Annotated in this window: 20 protein-coding genes; all 20 read left to right on the top strand. The window is 45.4% G+C overall.

The annotated features are described in order from the left end of the window. The first annotated feature begins 18 nt into the window (after positions 1 to 18). Positions 19 to 1,494 carry a flagellar biosynthesis protein FlhF gene (gene flhF / locus ACXABW_RS10500; RefSeq protein ID WP_457522619.1) on the top strand — a complete coding sequence of 492 codons (1,476 nt, stop codon included), beginning with the start codon at positions 19 to 21 and terminating at the stop codon, positions 1,492 to 1,494. A gap of 13 nt (positions 1,495 to 1,507) precedes the next feature. Continuing rightward, positions 1,508 to 2,395: a MinD/ParA family protein gene (locus ACXABW_RS10495; RefSeq protein ID WP_252027670.1), complete on the top strand. Its 888-nt coding sequence runs from the start codon at positions 1,508 to 1,510 to the stop codon at positions 2,393 to 2,395. Continuing rightward, on the top strand, positions 2,388 to 3,119 hold the full coding sequence (locus ACXABW_RS10490; RefSeq protein WP_252027669.1) for an RNA polymerase sigma factor FliA: 732 nt from the start codon (positions 2,388 to 2,390) through the stop codon (positions 3,117 to 3,119). Before ACXABW_RS10495 ends, ACXABW_RS10490 begins: the two co-directional genes overlap by 8 nt. A 45-nt stretch (positions 3,120 to 3,164) precedes the next feature. Then, positions 3,165 to 3,533 carry a chemotaxis response regulator CheY gene (cheY, locus tag ACXABW_RS10485; RefSeq protein ID WP_161153530.1) on the top strand — a complete coding sequence of 123 codons (369 nt, stop codon included), beginning with the start codon at positions 3,165 to 3,167 and terminating at the stop codon, positions 3,531 to 3,533. A 47-nt stretch (positions 3,534 to 3,580) separates the two neighbouring features. Beyond that, complete coding sequence (locus tag ACXABW_RS10480; RefSeq protein ID WP_252027668.1) at positions 3,581 to 4,300, top strand: protein phosphatase CheZ; 720 nt, start codon at positions 3,581 to 3,583, stop codon at positions 4,298 to 4,300. Positions 4,301 to 4,309: 9 nt separating this feature from the next. Continuing rightward, entirely contained in the window at positions 4,310 to 6,535 is a 2,226-nt protein-coding gene (locus ACXABW_RS10475) for a chemotaxis protein CheA (protein ID WP_457522618.1), read from the top strand. Positions 6,536 to 6,563: 28 nt separating this feature from the next. Then, positions 6,564 to 7,682: a protein-glutamate methylesterase/protein-glutamine glutaminase gene (locus tag ACXABW_RS10470; RefSeq protein ID WP_457522616.1), complete on the top strand. Its 1,119-nt coding sequence runs from the start codon at positions 6,564 to 6,566 to the stop codon at positions 7,680 to 7,682. Positions 7,683 to 7,692: 10 nt separating this feature from the next. Then, entirely contained in the window at positions 7,693 to 8,469 is a 777-nt protein-coding gene (locus ACXABW_RS10465) for a ParA family protein (protein WP_252027665.1), read from the top strand. Further along, a complete protein-coding gene (locus ACXABW_RS10460) occupies positions 8,462 to 9,496 on the top strand; it encodes a chemotaxis protein CheW (protein WP_457522615.1) in 1,035 nt (344 codons plus the stop codon). The genes ACXABW_RS10465 and ACXABW_RS10460 overlap by 8 nt, the downstream gene beginning before the upstream one ends. Before the next feature lie 40 nt (positions 9,497 to 9,536). Then, entirely contained in the window at positions 9,537 to 10,031 is a 495-nt protein-coding gene (locus ACXABW_RS10455) for a chemotaxis protein CheW (RefSeq protein WP_457522614.1), read from the top strand. After that, positions 10,031 to 10,516 (top strand): DUF2802 domain-containing protein, encoded by a 486-nt coding sequence (locus ACXABW_RS10450; protein ID WP_265686745.1) that lies wholly within the window; start codon positions 10,031 to 10,033, stop codon positions 10,514 to 10,516. The genes ACXABW_RS10455 and ACXABW_RS10450 overlap by 1 nt, the downstream gene beginning before the upstream one ends. A 206-nt stretch (positions 10,517 to 10,722) precedes the next feature. Further along, a complete protein-coding gene (ccmA, locus tag ACXABW_RS10445; protein ID WP_265686744.1) occupies positions 10,723 to 11,343 on the top strand; it encodes a cytochrome c biogenesis heme-transporting ATPase CcmA in 621 nt (206 codons plus the stop codon). A 3-nt stretch (positions 11,344 to 11,346) separates the two neighbouring features. Further along, entirely contained in the window at positions 11,347 to 12,015 is a 669-nt protein-coding gene (gene ccmB / locus ACXABW_RS10440; RefSeq protein WP_252027660.1) for a heme exporter protein CcmB, read from the top strand. Between the two features lie 91 nt (positions 12,016 to 12,106). Then, positions 12,107 to 12,859, top strand: a complete 753-nt coding sequence (locus tag ACXABW_RS10435; protein ID WP_457522612.1) for a heme ABC transporter permease — start codon at positions 12,107 to 12,109, stop codon at positions 12,857 to 12,859. A 1-nt stretch (position 12,860) separates the two neighbouring features. Further along, positions 12,861 to 13,067 (top strand): heme exporter protein CcmD, encoded by a 207-nt coding sequence (gene ccmD, locus ACXABW_RS10430; protein ID WP_252027658.1) that lies wholly within the window; start codon positions 12,861 to 12,863, stop codon positions 13,065 to 13,067. Beyond that, entirely contained in the window at positions 13,064 to 13,549 is a 486-nt protein-coding gene (gene ccmE / locus ACXABW_RS10425) for a cytochrome c maturation protein CcmE (protein ID WP_252027657.1), read from the top strand. The genes ccmD and ccmE overlap by 4 nt, the downstream gene beginning before the upstream one ends. Beyond that, positions 13,546 to 15,504: a heme lyase CcmF/NrfE family subunit gene (locus ACXABW_RS10420; protein WP_252027656.1), complete on the top strand. Its 1,959-nt coding sequence runs from the start codon at positions 13,546 to 13,548 to the stop codon at positions 15,502 to 15,504. Before ccmE ends, ACXABW_RS10420 begins: the two co-directional genes overlap by 4 nt. Then, positions 15,505 to 16,059: a DsbE family thiol:disulfide interchange protein gene (locus ACXABW_RS10415; protein ID WP_457522609.1), complete on the top strand. Its 555-nt coding sequence runs from the start codon at positions 15,505 to 15,507 to the stop codon at positions 16,057 to 16,059. Continuing rightward, the gene (locus ACXABW_RS10410) at positions 16,056 to 16,535 is read left to right on the top strand and encodes a cytochrome c-type biogenesis protein (protein ID WP_252027654.1); all 480 of its coding nucleotides are present in this window, start codon (positions 16,056 to 16,058) and stop codon (positions 16,533 to 16,535) included. Before ACXABW_RS10415 ends, ACXABW_RS10410 begins: the two co-directional genes overlap by 4 nt. After that, positions 16,535 to 17,752, top strand: coding sequence for a c-type cytochrome biogenesis protein CcmI (ccmI, locus tag ACXABW_RS10405; protein WP_457522607.1), 1,218 nt, complete (start codon positions 16,535 to 16,537; stop codon positions 17,750 to 17,752). Before ACXABW_RS10410 ends, ccmI begins: the two co-directional genes overlap by 1 nt. Positions 17,753 to 17,764: the final 12 nt, after the last annotated feature.

The following is a 17,764-nucleotide window of genomic DNA, read 5'->3' as shown; positions in this document are numbered from 1 at the left end:
CTTAAATGGACATCTACTTTGAAGATTAAACGATTTTTTGCCAAAGATATGCGTACCGCTTTGCTCCAAGTCAAAGAAGAACTTGGTGCTGATGCCGTGATCATGTCTAACAAAAAAGTCGCAGGTGGCGTTGAAATTGTTGCCGCAGTTGATGGTGAGCAAGCCAATGAACGTTCAGCAAATGCCTATAGCTCTCGTCCGAGAAATAACTACACTCAGGCATCATCTGTGGCTTCTCATAAGCCCGCTCAGCGGCAGCTTGAGGATGATAAAGTAAGCCTCAAAGCTGGAGCAGACAACGGTCACTCAATGACTAAACGGTTTGCCAACATGCTTAAGCAGTACAGTAACGGACAAGAACCTGAGCCGGTACGTAAATCCGAGAACGAGGATTCACTCTCTGCCCTGCTTAAACGTCAGAATGACCAAAATGATCGCGACAGCATCATGCCAAAGGCGGATTCTCCTTTAGCGCGCTTGATTGCAGAAGACCGCAGGGTTGAGAAAGCACCTCCACGCCTAGATCCTTCGAGGTACGACAGACAGCGCCAAAACGATAAATCGTTACCTAATGAAGAGCTCGAAGGAATGAAAGAAGAGATGACTTCGATTCGTCGCCTTCTAGAGCACCAAGTATCAGGGTTAATGTGGCAAGAAGTCGAACGTCGTGAGCCGCTAAGAGCTATGCTTATTAAACGTTTGGAGCGAATGGGAGTGTCATCTGAGCTTGCAGATCAGTTGGCTTGTTATATTCCCGAAGATACGCCACCGACGAAAGCTTGGAAGGCGTTGCTAGGTTTGGTTGCCGACCAAATCCCAGTCTCTAAACAAGATATTTTAAAGCGCGGTGGGATTGTAGCCTTGCTTGGTCCTACTGGTGTAGGTAAGACGACCACTATTGCTAAACTGGCCGCGAGAGCTGCGATGGAGTACGGTGCAGACAATGTCGCACTGGTAACAACGGATACTTACCGTATTGGTGCACATGAGCAACTGTCCATTTATGGAAGAATTATGGGATGCCCTGTAAAAGTTGCTAAAGATTCCAACGAGTTAGCCGATGTAATTTATCAGTTACGAAATCGCCGCCTGATCTTAGTTGATACAGCAGGTATGGGACAGCGAGATGTTCGCTTGTCTGAGCAACTAGATACGCTAATGCAAGAGAGTGGAGAAGTGATTCATAGCTATCTTGTATTGCCAGCTACAGCGCAAAGGAAAGTGCTACAAGAAACCATAGAGCATTTCAGACGTATTCCGCTCTCTGGTTGTATTGTGACCAAGCTCGATGAATCGCTTAGCTTGGGGGAGTTTGTGAGTGTTGTTGTACAAAATGCTTTGCCAGTCGCTTACATAGCAAATGGACAGCGTGTACCTGAGGACATCGTCTTAGCACAGCCAAAATACATGGTAGCCAAAGCGAACGAATTACTTGAAAAGTCGACAGATAATGAGCCTCACTACTGGAATAGTGACTCAGACGAGAGGCTCTAGGCGGCGAAAAATTATGACAAATAAAATGATACATGACCAAGCAAGTGGCTTACGCCGCTTAACGCAACCATCATTAACCAAGGTTATTACCGTAACTGGCGGTAAGGGTGGTGTAGGTAAATCAAATGTCACCTTAGGCCTTGCCATTAGTATGGCGCGCCAAGGTAAAAACGTCATGGTACTAGATGCAGATCTAGGCTTAGCTAACATCGATGTGATGCTAGGGATTCGCCCAAAACTTAATTTGGGCCATGTTTTAGCCGGTGAGTGCGAGCTTAAAGATACCATTGTAGAAGGACCGCATGGAATTAAGATTATTCCAGCGACCTCAGGCACGCAAAGTATGACTGAACTCTCACATGCACAGCATGTAGGGTTGATTCGAGCGTTTGGTAGTCTCGAAGAAGAAATGGATGTGTTGCTAATTGATACGGCAGCTGGTATTTCTGATATGGTTATCAGTTTCTCACGTGCCGCTCAGGATGTTGTTGTTGTGGTATGTGATGAGCCAACGTCGATCACTGATGCATATGCTCTGATCAAACTTTTGAGCAAAGAACATCAGGTTCAGCGCTTCAAAGTTGTTGCAAATATGGTCAGAAGCTACCGTGAAGGTAGAGAATTATTTGCAAAGTTGACTTTGGTCACAGAGAGGTTCTTGAATGTGAGCCTTGAACTCGTAGCATGTATTCCATTAGATGACAAAGTGCGCCAAGCGGTTAAAAAACAAAAAATTGTTGTGGATGCGTTTCCTCGCTCTCCAGCAGCTTTGGCAATTAGCTCGTTGGCAAATAAAGCACTTACTTGGCCAATTCCCAAAACTCCGAGTGGTCATCTAGAATTCTTTGTAGAGCGATTATTAAATCGAACAGACATTTTAGGGGAAACATTCAGTGAATAAAGCGCTGACTTACGACCAATATGCTAATCAAAATAGCCAAAAGATTTTTTTGGAGAAGTACTCTGTATTGGTCAAACGTATTGCGCACCATTTACTCGGCCGCTTACCACCAAGTGTACAGGTTGACGACCTGATCCAAGCCGGCATGATCGGCTTGCTTGAAGCCCAAAAAAATTACGACGGAAGCAAAGGTGCCAGCTTTGAAACATATGCTGGCATTCGTATTCGTGGCGCTATGCTCGATGATATCAGGCGCGGAGACTGGGTTCCCCGCTCCGTGCATAAGCATAATCGAGAAATTAGCCAGGCGATTTCGACCTTGGAAAGTGAGTTAAATCGCGATCCAACGGATGCTGAAGTAGCGAAATACCTAGATATGTCGATAGATCAGTACCACACTGCATTAACAGACATTAATTGTTCTCGGTTAGTGGGAATTGAAGATCTAGGTGTTTCTGATGATGCAATTGCACCAACGGAAGATGATGACAATACACCGTTTAAGGGTGTCGCAGACGAATCTTTCCGCAAAGCATTGATAGAATCAATAAAATCTCTACCAGAGCGTGAAGCCTTAGTACTTTCGCTCTATTATGATGAAGAGTTAAACTTAAAAGAAATTGGTGAAGTTATTGGTGTTAGCGAGTCTCGCGTTAGCCAAATACTCAGCCAATCAATGCAGCGTCTACGTACCAAATTAAGTGCTTGGACGGAACATGAATAACAATCACTGATATCAAACTCAGTGGAGGCAATTTTGAATAAAAATATGAAAATTCTTATTGTTGACGATTTTTCAACAATGCGCCGTATCGTTAAAAATCTACTTCGCGATTTGGGCTTCAATAATACCCAAGAAGCGGATGACGGCCTGACTGCATTGCCTATGTTGAAGAAAGGTGATTTCGATTTTGTCGTGACTGACTGGAACATGCCAGGGATGCAAGGAATCGATTTGCTGAAGAACATTCGTGCTGATGATGAGCTTAAGCACCTGCCTGTACTGATGATTACAGCAGAAGCTAAACGCGAACAAATCATTGAAGCTGCTCAAGCTGGTGTAAATGGCTACATTGTTAAACCGTTTACCGCAGCTACTCTTAAAGAAAAACTAGACAAAATTTTTGAGCGCTTATAAGCCAGTTTTTATGGCGTTTAGTTAAACGCAAAAAGGCCAATATTAGGATGATTTCATTAGACCAGGCAAAACAACTTGTCGAATTGCTCGAACAAGAGCAGCAGCAAGAAGCCGACCTGCTAGTTAAGAATATCTATGAGGGTGGTGAGAACGCCATGCTTCAAGAAATAGGTACTCTTACCCGCGACTTACATGATTCGCTCAAGAATTTTAATCTCGATGAGCGTATGAATGAGATTGCAAAAGACGAAATCCCCGATGCGAGGGATCGACTTCAATACGTGATCGAAAAAACAGAAGTTGCTGCAAACAAAACGATGGACGCAGTGGATCGCTGTATGCCGATTGCCGACGATCTTCATGAAGGGTTGTTAAAAGTTCGTCCTCAGTGGAATGAACTGATGCATGGCAGAATTGAATTAGCTGAGTTTAAAGCGCTTTGCCATCGCATTGATGAGCTTCTATCACAAGTTGAAGGCGACAGTTCAGAGTTGCGCGGACAACTTACTGAGATATTGATGGCGCAAGACTTCCAAGACCTAACGGGTCAAATTATTCGCCGTGTCATCACCTTAGTGAATGAAGTCGAAGGTCGTTTGGTTGAAATCCTAACCGTTTTCGGTACTAACCAAACCGAAGAAGCATCCGATAACAAGAAAAAAGCATCAGTCGATCCTGAAGGTCCAATTTTGAACCCTCACGAGCGAACCGACGCAGTTTCATCTCAAGATGAAGTAGACGATCTACTCTCGAGTCTTGGTTTTTAGGGGTAACGTATGAGCTACGAATTAGACGAAGAAATTCTTCAGGACTTTTTAGTTGAAGCAGGTGAAATACTCGAGCTTCTTTCTGAGCAGTTAGTTGAACTTGAAAACAACCCAGAAGACCGAGACCTTCTCAACGCCATTTTCCGCGGCTTCCATACCGTTAAAGGTGGTGCGGGCTTCCTGTCACTTTCAGAACTTGTCGATACCTGTCATGGTGCCGAGAATGTGTTTGATATCTTAAGAAATGGCCAGCGTTCTGTGACGGCTGGTTTAATGGATACCATGTTACGTGCTTTAGATACTGTCAATGAACAGTTCCAAGCAGTACAAGATCGCGAAGAAATGACACCAGCGGATCAAGACTTACTTGATGAACTTCATCGTTTGTGTAAACCAGAATCAGAAGATGAAGCCGCCCCTGAACCTGTAGCTGAAGAACCTGCTCCAGAACCAATCGCCGAAGTCGAGCCTGTTATTGAAGAAGCACCCGTGGAGCCACAAGTGAATGCAGGGTCGGTGGATGATATTACTCAAGATGAATTTGAGAAGCTTCTAGACGAGTTACATGGACAGGGCAGTGCACCTGGACAATCTAGCGCCGCGGCTACTCCTCCATCAGCTCCAGAGCCTGCTGCAGCTGCAGCGGATGTAAATGGTGATATCACCGACGATGAATTTGAAAAGTTGTTAGATGAGCTTCATGGCTCAGGTAAGGCACCTGGCGCTGAAACATCAACGATGCCACCTCCAGCAGCACCAACACCTCCTCCTGTTGCAGCATCACCTGCTGCAGGTGGTGATGATCTTATGACTGACGCGGAGTTCGAGAAGCTACTCGATGAACTCCACGGTTCAGGGAAAGGCCCTTCACCAGAAGAACTGGATGCTGCAACGAAACCTGTTTCGGCTAATGCTGCGCCACCACCTGTGGCTGCTCCCGCACCGGTTACTTCTGCTCCTAAGCCTGCGGCTCCGAAACCAGCACCTAAAGCAGAGAGTAAGCCACCAGCGAAAAAAGAAGCCGCGACACCAGCGACACAAACTAAGAAGCCACAAGCTGATGCGACCGTCCGTGTCGATACTTCAACACTTGATACCATTATGAATATGGTCGGTGAGCTTGTATTGGTTCGTAACCGTTTATTGAGTCTTGGTTTAAACAGCAACGACGAAGAAATGTCGAAAGCGGTTTCGAATCTAGATGTTGTCACTGCTGACCTGCAGGGGGCGGTGATGAAAACCCGAATGCAGCCAATTAAGAAAGTATTTGGCCGTTTCCCACGAGTTGTACGCGACCTAGCTCGTAGCTTGAACAAAGATATCTCACTGGAAATGCGTGGTGAAGATACCGACTTAGATAAAAACTTAGTTGAAGCTCTAGCTGATCCATTGATTCACTTGGTGCGAAACTCCGTTGACCATGGTATTGAGATGCCTGAAGACCGTGTTGCAGCTGGTAAGGCTCGCACCGGTAAGGTAATCCTGTCTGCTTCGCAAGAGGGTGATCATATCGAACTGGCTATCGTCGATGATGGCGGCGGTATGGATCCGGATAAATTGCGTGGTATCGCGGTGAAGCGCGGAGTGATGGATGAAGATGCGGCTTCGCGACTTTCTGATAAAGAATGTTTCAATTTGATCTTTATGCCTGGTTTCTCAAGTAAAGAGCAGATTTCTGACATTTCGGGCCGTGGTGTAGGTATGGACGTTGTGAAAACAGCGATCAATACACTAAATGGTTCGATTGATATTGACTCCGAAATGGGTAAAGGCACTAAGATCACCATCAAAGTGCCTCTTACTTTAGCAATCTTACCAACACTAATGGTTGGTGTTGCAGGCCACCCATTTGCTCTTCCTCTTGCAAGTGTGAATGAGATTTTCCACCTTGACTTAAGTCGTACGAACGTTGTTGATGGTCAATTGACTATTATTGTTCGCGAGAAGTCCATTCCGCTATTCTACTTGCAAAACTGGCTCGCCCCGCAAGCCGGTCAAGTTGAACTGCGTAAAGGGCATGGACATGTCGTTATCGTTCAAATTGGTAGTCAACGTGTAGGCTTTGTCGTTGACACATTGATCGGCCAAGAAGAGGTGGTAATCAAACCATTAGATAACTTGTTACAAGGTACGCCTGGCATGGCGGGTGCGACAATTACAAGTGACGGCCACATCGCGCTGATTTTGGATGTACCAGATTTGTTGAAGCAGTACGCTGCGGCATCGCGAATCTAAGCGTTACACGCTATTAAAAAGGGAATATATGGCGATTAAAGTATTAGTTGTTGATGATTCAAGTTTCTTCCGTCGTCGGGTGAGTGAGATCATCAACTCAGAATCGCGTTTAGAAGTCGTTGATGTTGCAGTAAATGGTAAGGAAGCGGTTGAAAAAGCGAAGCGCTTGAAACCCGATGTCATTACGATGGACATCGAAATGCCAGTTATGGATGGAATCACCGCTGTCAGAGAGATAATGGCAGCGTCTCCAACTCCGATTTTGATGTTTTCGTCCCTGACACACGATGGTGCTAAAGCGACATTAGATGCGCTTGATGCAGGGGCTTTGGATTTCTTACCGAAAAAGTTTGAAGATATCGCGCGTAACCGTGATGAAGCAGTGAGCCTTTTACAGCAACGTGTGATTCAAATCGCCTCGCGTCGCGGGATGATGCGAAGACCTGTTACACCACGTCCTACACCAGCGGCTAAGCCAGCTACCTCAACGCGAGCTCCACTTGGTGCTAAGCCGGCTGCAAAAACCGTGGCAAGTGCTCCAGCAGCAACGCGTTTCAAGGCGACAGGTAAAAAATACCAATTGACGGCAATAGGCACTTCTACTGGTGGGCCTGTCGCACTGCAAAAAATTCTAACTAAGCTTCCTGCGAATTACCCACATCCGATTGTGTTGATTCAGCACATGCCTGCGACATTTACGGCAGCGTTTGCGAGTCGCTTGAATTCGCTTTGTCGGATTCAAGTTAAAGAAGCACAAGACGGTGATATTTTGAAACCTGGTGTTGCTTATTTAGCGCCAGGTGGTAAGCAAATGATGGTTGATGGACGTCCTGGATCAGCGAAGCTGCGAGTCATTGATGGCGGTGAACGCATGAACTATAAACCATGTGTTGACGTCACTTTTGGTTCTGCTGCAAAAATATATGCCGATAAGGTACTTTCGATGGTACTTACCGGTATGGGGGCAGATGGTCGTGAAGGTGCTCGCATGTTGAAAACTGCAGGTGCGACGATTTGGGCGCAAGATGAAGACAGTTGTGTTGTGTACGGAATGCCACAAGCAGTCGCGAAAGCGGGGTTGTCCACAGAAGACTTGCCACTCGACCGAATTGCTGAGCGTATGCTAGTTGAAGTCGGAATGGCATAGAGGTAAGGGCATGATTGTTTGGAGTGTAGCAAACCAGAAAGGAGGAGTCGGCAAGACGACTACGACTGTTACCTTAGCGGGTTTGCTTAGCAAGCAGGGGAAACGGGTGTTGTTAGTGGATACTGACCCGCATGCTTCCTTGACCACTTACCTCGGCTACGATTCTGATAATGTACCAGCGAGTTTGTTCGACCTGTTCCAGCTAAAAGAATACACCCCGCAAACTGTGTCGCCTCTCATCTTGAAAACAGAAATTGAAGGCATAGATATAGTTCCGGCGCACATGTCTCTTGCGACATTAGACAGAGTCATGGGCAATCGCAGTGGGATGGGGCTGATTCTAAAGCGTGCGTTGTCCGCACTAAAAGAACGCTATGATTATGTGTTGATTGATTGTCCTCCAATACTTGGTGTGATGATGGTAAACGCACTAGCGGCAAGCGACCGCATATTGATCCCAGTACAAACTGAGTTCTTGGCGATGAAAGGCTTGGAGCGAATGGTTCGGACTTTGGCTATTATGCAGAAGTCTCGCAACCGTGCGTTTAAAGTCACGATCGTTCCAACAATGTACGACAAGCGAACCAATGCTTCCTTGCAAACCTTGAATCAGCTTAAAAAAGATTATCCAAACCAAGTTTGGAGTTCGGCTGTACCAATTGACACCAAATTTAGAGACGCAAGTTTAAAGCATCTTCCAGTGTCACACTTTGCTGCGGGGAGTCGGGGGGTCTTTGCATACAAACAGTTGTTACTCTTCTTGGAGAGGTTGAGTATCGATGAGTAGCGATTCATTGTTGTCAGGAGAACAAGCGTTAGATGACTACTTCACTGCGCTACTGGATGAAGAAGCGGAAACAGCGTTTGTTGACATTGTTGAAGAGTCGGTAGTCTCTGCAGAGCCAGAGCCAGAGCCAGAGCCAGAGCCAGAGCCAGAGCCAGAGCCAGAGCGTCAAGCTTCACCTGAGCGCAGTTACTATCAGCTTCATGGTGATGAGATTGAGCTACCTAATCTTGATGATGTTGAACGCTTGTTGAAGCAACTCGAAGACAGTAACCCAGTTCAAGAGTTGGAGTTGGAAGAACTCATAGAGCAAAACACTATCGATATTGCATCAGCACCTGAAACAGTTGAAGTTGTTGAGGAAGTTCAAGATTGGGTGATTGAAGAGTTACCTGAAGCTTCGGCTGACACTGTTGTGTCTGATACTGAGGTTATTGAAGAGCCAATAGCAGATGTCGCTGTTGTCGTAGACACTGAAGTAGTTGAAGATTCCGATATAACTGACTCCAGCGTTGAGCAAGAAGCACTGGAAACGCAGTCTGGTGGAAACAACTTGTCAGACTGGCAAAGTACCCAGAGAACGGAAGACTTCCAGGTACTGTATTTTGATGTTAACGGTGTCACGTTTGCGGTGCCGCTTGATGAACTAGGTGGTATTCACAGAATTGGCGAATTAAGCCATCTCATTGGGCGACCTAGTTGGTACTTAGGGTTACAGACCAACAAAGATAACCAACTTGATGTTGTTGATACTGCTTTGTGGGTGATGCCGGATAAATTGGCAGACGATACTTACAAAGAAAACTATGAATACATCGTAATGCTTGGTGAGAGCATGTGGGGGCTTGCAAGTTCTGAACTTAAAGGCACCGAATCGCTTAATACAGAAAAAGTTCGCTGGCGTGAAAAGGCAGGAAAGAGGCCTTGGCTAGCGGGTATGGTTAAAGAAAAAATGTGTGCTTTGATTCACGTTGAGGCATTGATAGCTATGCTTAATGCAGGGCTTGATGTCAAAGCACTAGATAGATAACAAACAGATTTAGTCGGAAACGACTTAGAGAGGAAAAGGTATGTCTCAATCTAATGAAGTCGAAGTAAGAAAAGAACAAACTAATGACGAAGTGCTTCAGTGGGTGACGTTCCAACTTGAAGAAGAAACGTACGGCATTAACGTAATGCAGGTACGTGAAGTACTTCGCTATACTGAAATTGCCCCAGTTCCTGGTGCGCCTGATTACGTATTGGGTATCATCAACCTGCGTGGTAATGTTGTAACGGTAATCGACACTCGCTCTCGCTTTGGGTTAATGGAAGGTGAAATCACTGATAACACGCGTATCATTGTGATTGAATCTGAACGCCAAGTTATTGGTATCTTGGTCGACAGTGTAGCTGAAGTTGTTTATCTGCGCTCTTCAGAGATCGACACCACTCCAAGTGTTGGTACAGATGAAAGTGCTAAGTTTATCCAAGGTGTAAGTAACCGTGACGGTAAGTTACTCATCTTGGTTGAACTGAATAAGCTTCTTTCTGAAGAAGAATGGGATGAAATGGCTCACCTATAATGGCGATGGAATCTTTGCTTAGTACACCAGTCATCGTTGGCGTTAGTACTTTTGTTGTATTAGTGCTGATTATTGGGTTAATACGCCTTAAAGGTCAGTTTTCGAAGCAAAGTGCACACCAACGCCAGCAGTACCGCGCACTGGAAAAAGAGTTACAAAAAGCTAACAAGCAATTGCTGGAAGTAAGGTCAGTTGTTGTCGGTCTAGGTCAACAAGTTGGCGAGCAGAAAGACATTATTCAACACCTGAATGAAAGAATTGCCGAATTAGAACATGCTGACAACGATGGTCGCTTATATACACGAGCGAGCAAAATGGTTCAGCTTGGGGCTGGGCTTCATGAACTTATTGAAGAGTGTGAGCTACCTAAAGCCGAAGCTGAACTGATGATGTCACTCCAGAAAAAGTTAGCAGGGCAAGAGAAAATTCCGCCGTTGGAAACAAATCCAGATAAGGCATCTAAACCGGTGCGGAAAAGAAGTTAGCGTATGCTGGTTGATAAAGGAGAGCTGTAGCTCTCTTTTTTGTATCTAATATTTACTGATATAACTCTAAAGTATTAATTGCGACAAAAAGTGATTAAAAATTAACAGTTTCTTACGTAGTTTCGTGATTCAAAAGCGGGTTAATCTGTTTTGTCTAAATCCGGCTGTGGTAATATAACCGTCTTGAATTAGCTCGATGAATGCCCATGCTAGAAGTAAAACAGCTTACCGCCATTCGTGATGAACGAATCTTGTTCGAATCACTCTCTTTTACGATAGAATCCGGCGAACTTGTTCAGATTGAAGGTCGTAATGGTACGGGAAAAACGACATTGCTCCGTATCATTACCGGTTTAGGTGATCGTGACGAGGGTACAATCTATTGGAATGGCGAAGACATCGAATCTAATCGAGACGCTTTCCATCAAGATTTACTGTTTTTAGGGCACCAAACTGGTGTAAAGCGAGAGCTTACAGCCTATGAGAACTTGAACTTTTATCAAACAATTCACTCAAAAAATAACGTTACGAAAGAGACACTATATCAAGCGCTTACTACGGTAGGGCTAGCTGGCCGAGAGGATGTGCCCGTTGCGCAGTTGTCTGCAGGTCAACAACGTCGTGTGGCGTTAGCGAGGCTTTGGCTAAGTGAACAAAAGTTGTGGATTTTAGATGAACCTCTTACCGCCATCGACAAGCAAGGCGTGAAAGTACTAGAGGCATTGTTCCTCAAACACGCTGAAGAAGGTGGGATTGTTATGCTGACAACTCACCAAGACATGTTTGCAGATAACCCTAAGCTAAGAAAGATCAAATTAGGTGAATAAGCAATGATTTCTACAATGTCCACAATTGTTCACCGAGAACTACTGATTGCATATCGTAGACAGGCCGATATTTTTAATCCTCTTTGGTTCTTCATTATCGTTATTACTTTGTTCCCATTGAGTATTGGTCCTGAGCCAAACCTGTTAGCCCGCATTGCCGCCGGAATCGTATGGGTTGCAGCACTTTTGTCAGCGTTATTGTCACTTGAACGGCTGTTTCGTGATGACTTCCAAGACGGTGCGTTAGAGCAAATGATGCTGATGCCCGTACCATTGCCATTAGTTGTGATATCAAAAGTCATATCGCATTGGATTTTGACTGGGCTGCCACTGATTATGATCAGCCCATTATTATCAATTTTGTTGTCTTTGGACTTCAACACTTGGCTCGCAGTTGTGTTGACCTTACTGATAGGGACGCCCACTTTGAGCTTTATAGGTGCTATTGGTGTAGCGCTTACCGTTGGATTGCAAAAGGGAGGGGTACTATTAAGTCTTCTTGTACTGCCTTTGTATATTCCAATACTTATTTTTGCTACATCAGCAATCGATGCTGCGTCTCTCGGTATGCCTTACAATGGTCAGTTAGCCATACTTGGAGCCATGTTTATGGGGGCTATGACGTTAACACCGTTTGCAATTAGCGCCGCATTACGAGTAAGTGTGCATTAATTGTTTTTGATCAAGCACGAAATTTTCCCTTTATATAAATTACAGAACGAACATTAAGTTCGTCTAAACAGAAGTAAGAGCGAGAACAAACATGTGGAAATGGCTCCATCCCTATGCAAAGCCTGAATCCGCTTACCACCTATGCGGTAAGTTACTTCCCTGGTTTTCAGTATTAGCCCTCCTTTGTCTGTCTGTCGGTACAGTCTGGGGCCTAGCATTTGCACCATCGGACTATCAGCAAGGCGATAGCTTTAGAATTATATACATTCACGTACCATCTGCTATTTGGTCAATGGGTGTTTACATGTCGATGGCGATTGCCGCATTTATCGGCTTAGTGTGGCAAGTTAAGCTATCCGATATGGCCGCTTCCGCTATGGCGCCAATCGGAGCTGTGTTTACTTTTATCGCTCTGCTTACTGGTGCGGTTTGGGGAAAACCTATGTGGGGCGCATGGTGGGTTTGGGATGCTCGCTTAACATCTGAACTGATTCTACTGTTTCTATATTTGGGCGTTATTGCTCTTTACCACGCATTTGACGATCAAAAAACGGCTTCAAAAGCGGCCGGAATTTTGGCTATTGTTGGCGTCGTAAACCTACCAATTATTCACTTCTCAGTAGAGTGGTGGAACACGCTTCACCAAGGCGCAACGATCACCAAGTTTGCCAAACCGTCGATTTCTAACGACATGCTATGGCCACTTCTTCTGAGTATCTTCGGCTTCGCGTTCTTCTTCGGGGCGGTCACAATGATCCGTCTTCGCAATGAAATCATCAGTAAAGAGAGCCATCGCCCTTGGGTGATTAAACTTGCGACAAACCAATCTCAGGGAGCCAAATAGCATGTATTTTGAATCGATGAGTGATTTCTTCTTCATGGGCGGTTATGCCGCGTATGTGTGGAGTGCTTTTGGCATCACCTTTTTATCTATGTTGATTTTACTGGTTACTAGCATCCGTCGTGGCAAGAAACTTCTAAGCGAAGTTCAAGCTAAGGTCGACCGTCAGGCGCGTATCGATGCAGCTAAGAATATGGAGAATACATTATGAACCCAAGACGTAAAAAGAGGCTCGGTATTGTTCTCGCAATCCTAGTGGGCATCGGTGCAACTGTTGGTTTAATGCTCTACGCGCTTAACCAGAATATGGATTTATTTTACACGCCTACTGAGCTAGTTAACGGCAAGCCTGACGGCACTAAACCAGAAGTAGGTCAACGTTTACGTATTGGTGGCATGGTTGTGGTTGGGTCTGTCAAACGCGATCCTGAGTCACTACGCGTAAGCTTTGAGTTACACGACGTTGGTCCAAAAGTCACTGTCGTATACGACGGTATTCTTCCTGACTTGTTCCGCGAAGGTCAGGGGATTGTTGCACAAGGCGTTTTAACGGATGCAACTACCATCGAAGCATTTGAAGTGTTGGCAAAACACGATGAAGAGTACATGCCAGCAGAAGTTGCTGAAGCAATGAAGAAAACTCACGAACCTCTTCAATACACACAAGAGCAAAAACAAGGAAGCGGTCAATGATTGCTGAAATAGGTCACTTTGCACTGATCGTCTCTCTCGGTATGGCGGTGCTATTAAGCATACTGCCATTGGTCGGTGCGTCTCGAAATAATACAATGTTAATGAACACAGCAAGGCCGTTGTCTTGGGGGATGTTCTTATTACTGTTGGTGTCTTTTATCGCCTTGCTATGGGCGTTTTATACCAATGATTTCACATTAAACTACGTAGCCACAAACTCAAATACTCAGTTGCCTTGGTACTACAGGCTAACTGCAGTCTGGGGGGCTCATGAAGGCTCGCTACTTCTTTGGGTATTAATCCAAGCAGCTTGGACTGTAGCCGTTGCTATGTTTAGCCGAGGGATGCCTCAGGAATCGGTAGCAAGAGTGCTGGCCGTTATGGGTATGATTACTGTCGGCTTCTTGTTGTTCATCATCATTACCTCAAACCCGTTCTTGCGTACATTGCCATTCTTCCCAGTTGATGGTCGCGATCTAAACCCACTGCTGCAAGACCCGGGTTTGATCATTCACCCGCCAATGCTGTACATGGGGTATGTAGGTTTCTCTGTAGCGTTCTCGTTTGCAATTGCCTCTCTCATGTCTGGTCGACTGGATACTGCTTGGGCTCGTTGGTCTCGTCCTTGGACAACTGCCGCATGGCTATTCCTAACACTAGGTATCGCACTAGGTTCTTGGTGGGCGTATTACGAACTTGGTTGGGGTGGCTGGTGGTTCTGGGATCCAGTAGAAAACGCATCATTCATGCCTTGGCTGGCGGGTACCGCCTTAATGCACTCGTTAGCGGTGACCGAAAAACGCGGCACATTTAAAGCATGGACAGTATTGTTAGCGATCTCTGCTTTCTCACTAAGCTTATTAGGTACATTCCTAGTCCGTTCGGGTATTTTGGTATCAGTGCACGCATTTGCATCTGACCCGTCGCGCGGTATGTTCATTCTGGGCTTCTTGGTCTTTGTTATTGGTGGTTCGCTATTATTGTTCGCACTGAAAGGTGCTGCAGTGCGAGTTCGCGGTAACTTCGATCTGGTATCTCGTGAAAATGCACTATTAGCAAACAACGTATTACTGATGGCAGCACTGGCTGTTGTCTTAGTGGGTACGCTGTTACCTCTAGTTCATAAGCAAATTGGCTTGGGCTCGGTATCTATCGGTGCACCATTCTTCGATATGCTGTTTGCTTGGCTGATGATTCCTTTCTCGTTTCTGTTAGGTATTGGTCCACTGATCCGCTGGAAACGCGATAACCTATCTAAGCTTATTAAGCCTATGGTTATCTCCGGTGTCCTTTCACTTGGCTTAGCTGCTTTGGCCGTGTTCTCCCTTGCCGAGCATTACACTGGCATGGCATTTATGGGCTGGGTGATGGCGTTCTGGATCATTTTGTTGCATGCATTTGAACTTTATGAGCGTGCTACGCACCGTCATAAATTCTCCGAGGGTGTACGTAAACTGCAACGTAGCCACTGGGCAATGATGTGTGCTCACGTTGGTATGGCTGTTACCGTTATTGGTATTGCGATGGTGCAAAACTACAGTATCGAGCGTGATGTACGTTTAGCTCCTGGTGAGCATTACCAGATCCAAGGCTACGATTTCTACTTCCAAGGTCTACGTGACAAAGATGGACCTAACTACGATGGTTACATTGCGGACTTTGAAATCACCCTAGATGGTAAATACGTAAATACACTGCACGCAGAGAAACGTTTCTACCGTACAGCCCGCTCAATGATGACAGAAGCTGCGATCGACAGAGGTATTACTCGCGACCTTTACATTGCGATGGGTGAACGTCTTGATGATGGTGAGTCGTGGGCAGTTCGTATCTATCATAAACCGTTTGTCCGTTGGATTTGGGCCGGTTCATTACTGATGGCTCTAGGTGGCGCGATTGCAATTAGCGATAAGCGATACCGCTTCCGTAAGCAGCCGAAGGCCAAGGAGGCGTAAATGAATAAGAAGATACTCTTTATCCCACTAGTCGCGTTCATGGCCTTGGCAGCCGTGTTTGCTACTCAGTTGGTACGTAATTCTGAGGGTGATGATCCAACCAAACTGGAATCCGTTCTGGTTGGTAAAGACGTTCCAGAGTTCCATCTAGAAGATTTAGCAGAACCTGGCAAAATTTACGACCAAGCTATTTTCAAAGGTGAGCCTCTGCTACTAAACGTTTGGGCGACATGGTGTCCAACGTGTTACGCAGAGCACACTTACCTTAATGAGCTTGCAAGCCAAGGCGTTAAAATCATTGGTTTGAACTACAAAGATGAGCGTAATAAAGCGGTACGTTGGTTAAATGAGTTAGGCAACCCTTACCTGATTAGCTTATTCGATGGTGACGGCATGCTGGGACTAGACTTAGGTGTATACGGTGCACCTGAAACGTTCCTAATCGATGCAAACGGTATCATCCGATACCGTCATGTTGGCGACGTCAATACCCGCAACTGGAATGAGAAGCTAAAACCAATGTATGACGAAATGTTGGCGGAGGCGAAGCAATGAAAAAATTCCTCCTCGCTATAGTGGCAGCTTTCTCACTTTCTATGGCTGCGAGTGCAGCGATCGATGTGTATGAATTTGATACCTTGGAGCAAGAGCTTCAATTCAAGGATCTAAGCCATACGTTGCGATGCCCTAAATGTCAGAACAATACCATTGGCGATTCAAACGCCGAGCTCGCTCAGGACTTGCGTCAAAAAGTCTATGAGATGACAAAAGAAGGTAAATCTGAGAAAGAAATCGTCGATTACATGATTGCTCGTTACGGCAACTTTGTGACTTACAATCCGCCACTGACTCTTGGTACAGCCGTTCTATGGGCTGGTCCAATTGCAGTGCTTGTTTTAGGCTTCGGTTTGATCGTACTTCGTACTCGAACGACTAAGAAAAAAACCGCAAGCGGAGATGATTGGGACAAAGATAAAGAAGCAAGACTCAAAGCGTTACTTGACGAGAAGAATAACGGAGACAAGCAGTAATGGGATTATTCTGGATAGCTTCAATTGCGCTTGTCGCATTTGCATGTGTTCTTATCGCGCTACCAGTGATCAAGAAGAAAGCCAACAATGATGAAATGTTGCGTGATGAACTCAACAAAGCGTTTTACAAAGATCGCTTATCAGAATTGGAAGAAGAAACTGACGAAGGTCTAGTCGATAACCAGCAAGAGCTGATTTCAGATTTGAAACAGTCTCTATTGGATGACATTCCTGCCGATGATACAAAAACTGAGAAGTCACACATTTCTCCGGCTATGGTATTAATCCCTTCTGTGCTTCTTGTGGTTGGCCTTTCTTACGGTATGTACGCTAAGTTTGGTGCAGCAGATCAAGTAAAAAGCTGGCAAGAAGTGAGCAATAACTTACCTGCTTTGTCTAAAAAGTTAATGTCGCCACAGGGCGAGGCATTAACTCAAGACGAGGTGGATGACTTAACTTTAGCTTTGCGCACGCGCTTACATTATCAACCTGAAGACTCTACAGGCTGGTTACTACTAGGCCGAATCGCGCTGGCAAATCGCGATGTCGATACGTCTATTGGGGCTATGAAAAAAGCATATCGTCTTGAGCCGGAAAATGACGATGTACAGCTTGGCTACGCACAAGCACTGATGTTGTCTCAGGATGAAGTTGATCAAAACCGTGCTCGTACCTTACTCGGTAAGCTAGTACAAAAAGACTACGTTGATCTGCGTGTTTTCTCTCTACTCGCATTTGATGCATTTGAGCGTCAGGATTACCCAGCAGCGGTGAAGTACTGGAGCATTATGCAACAAATGATTGGTCCAGAAGACAGCCGTTATGAGATGCTTTCTCGCAGTATTGAAAGTGCTCAAAAGAAGATGGGTAAAGCGATTGAACCAGGCAAATCGGTATCGGTAACTATCTCTCTTTCAGATGACGTTCAAGCGGATCCTAATTCTGCACTGATTGTTTCTATTCATAGCGCTGATGGTGCGCCAATGCCAGTAGCGGCAGCACGCTACCCACTTGGAACACTACCGAGAACGGTAGTGTTGGATGATGGAAACAGTATGGTGCAAGGGCGTAAACTGTCTGACTTGGAAGAACTAATTGTCCGAGTTCGTATTGATACTGACGGCAACGTAGCGACCAAAGATGGTGACTGGTATGGTGACAGCGATGTTATTAAACTGGGTGAAGCAGTTGAAGTTATGATTAATAAGCAGTATTAATACAATCTGTAT

Source organism: Vibrio paucivorans, from assembly GCF_054053395.1.
Note: the sequence above shows the minus strand (reverse complement) of the source record. Positions and strands in the feature narration are given on the sequence as shown.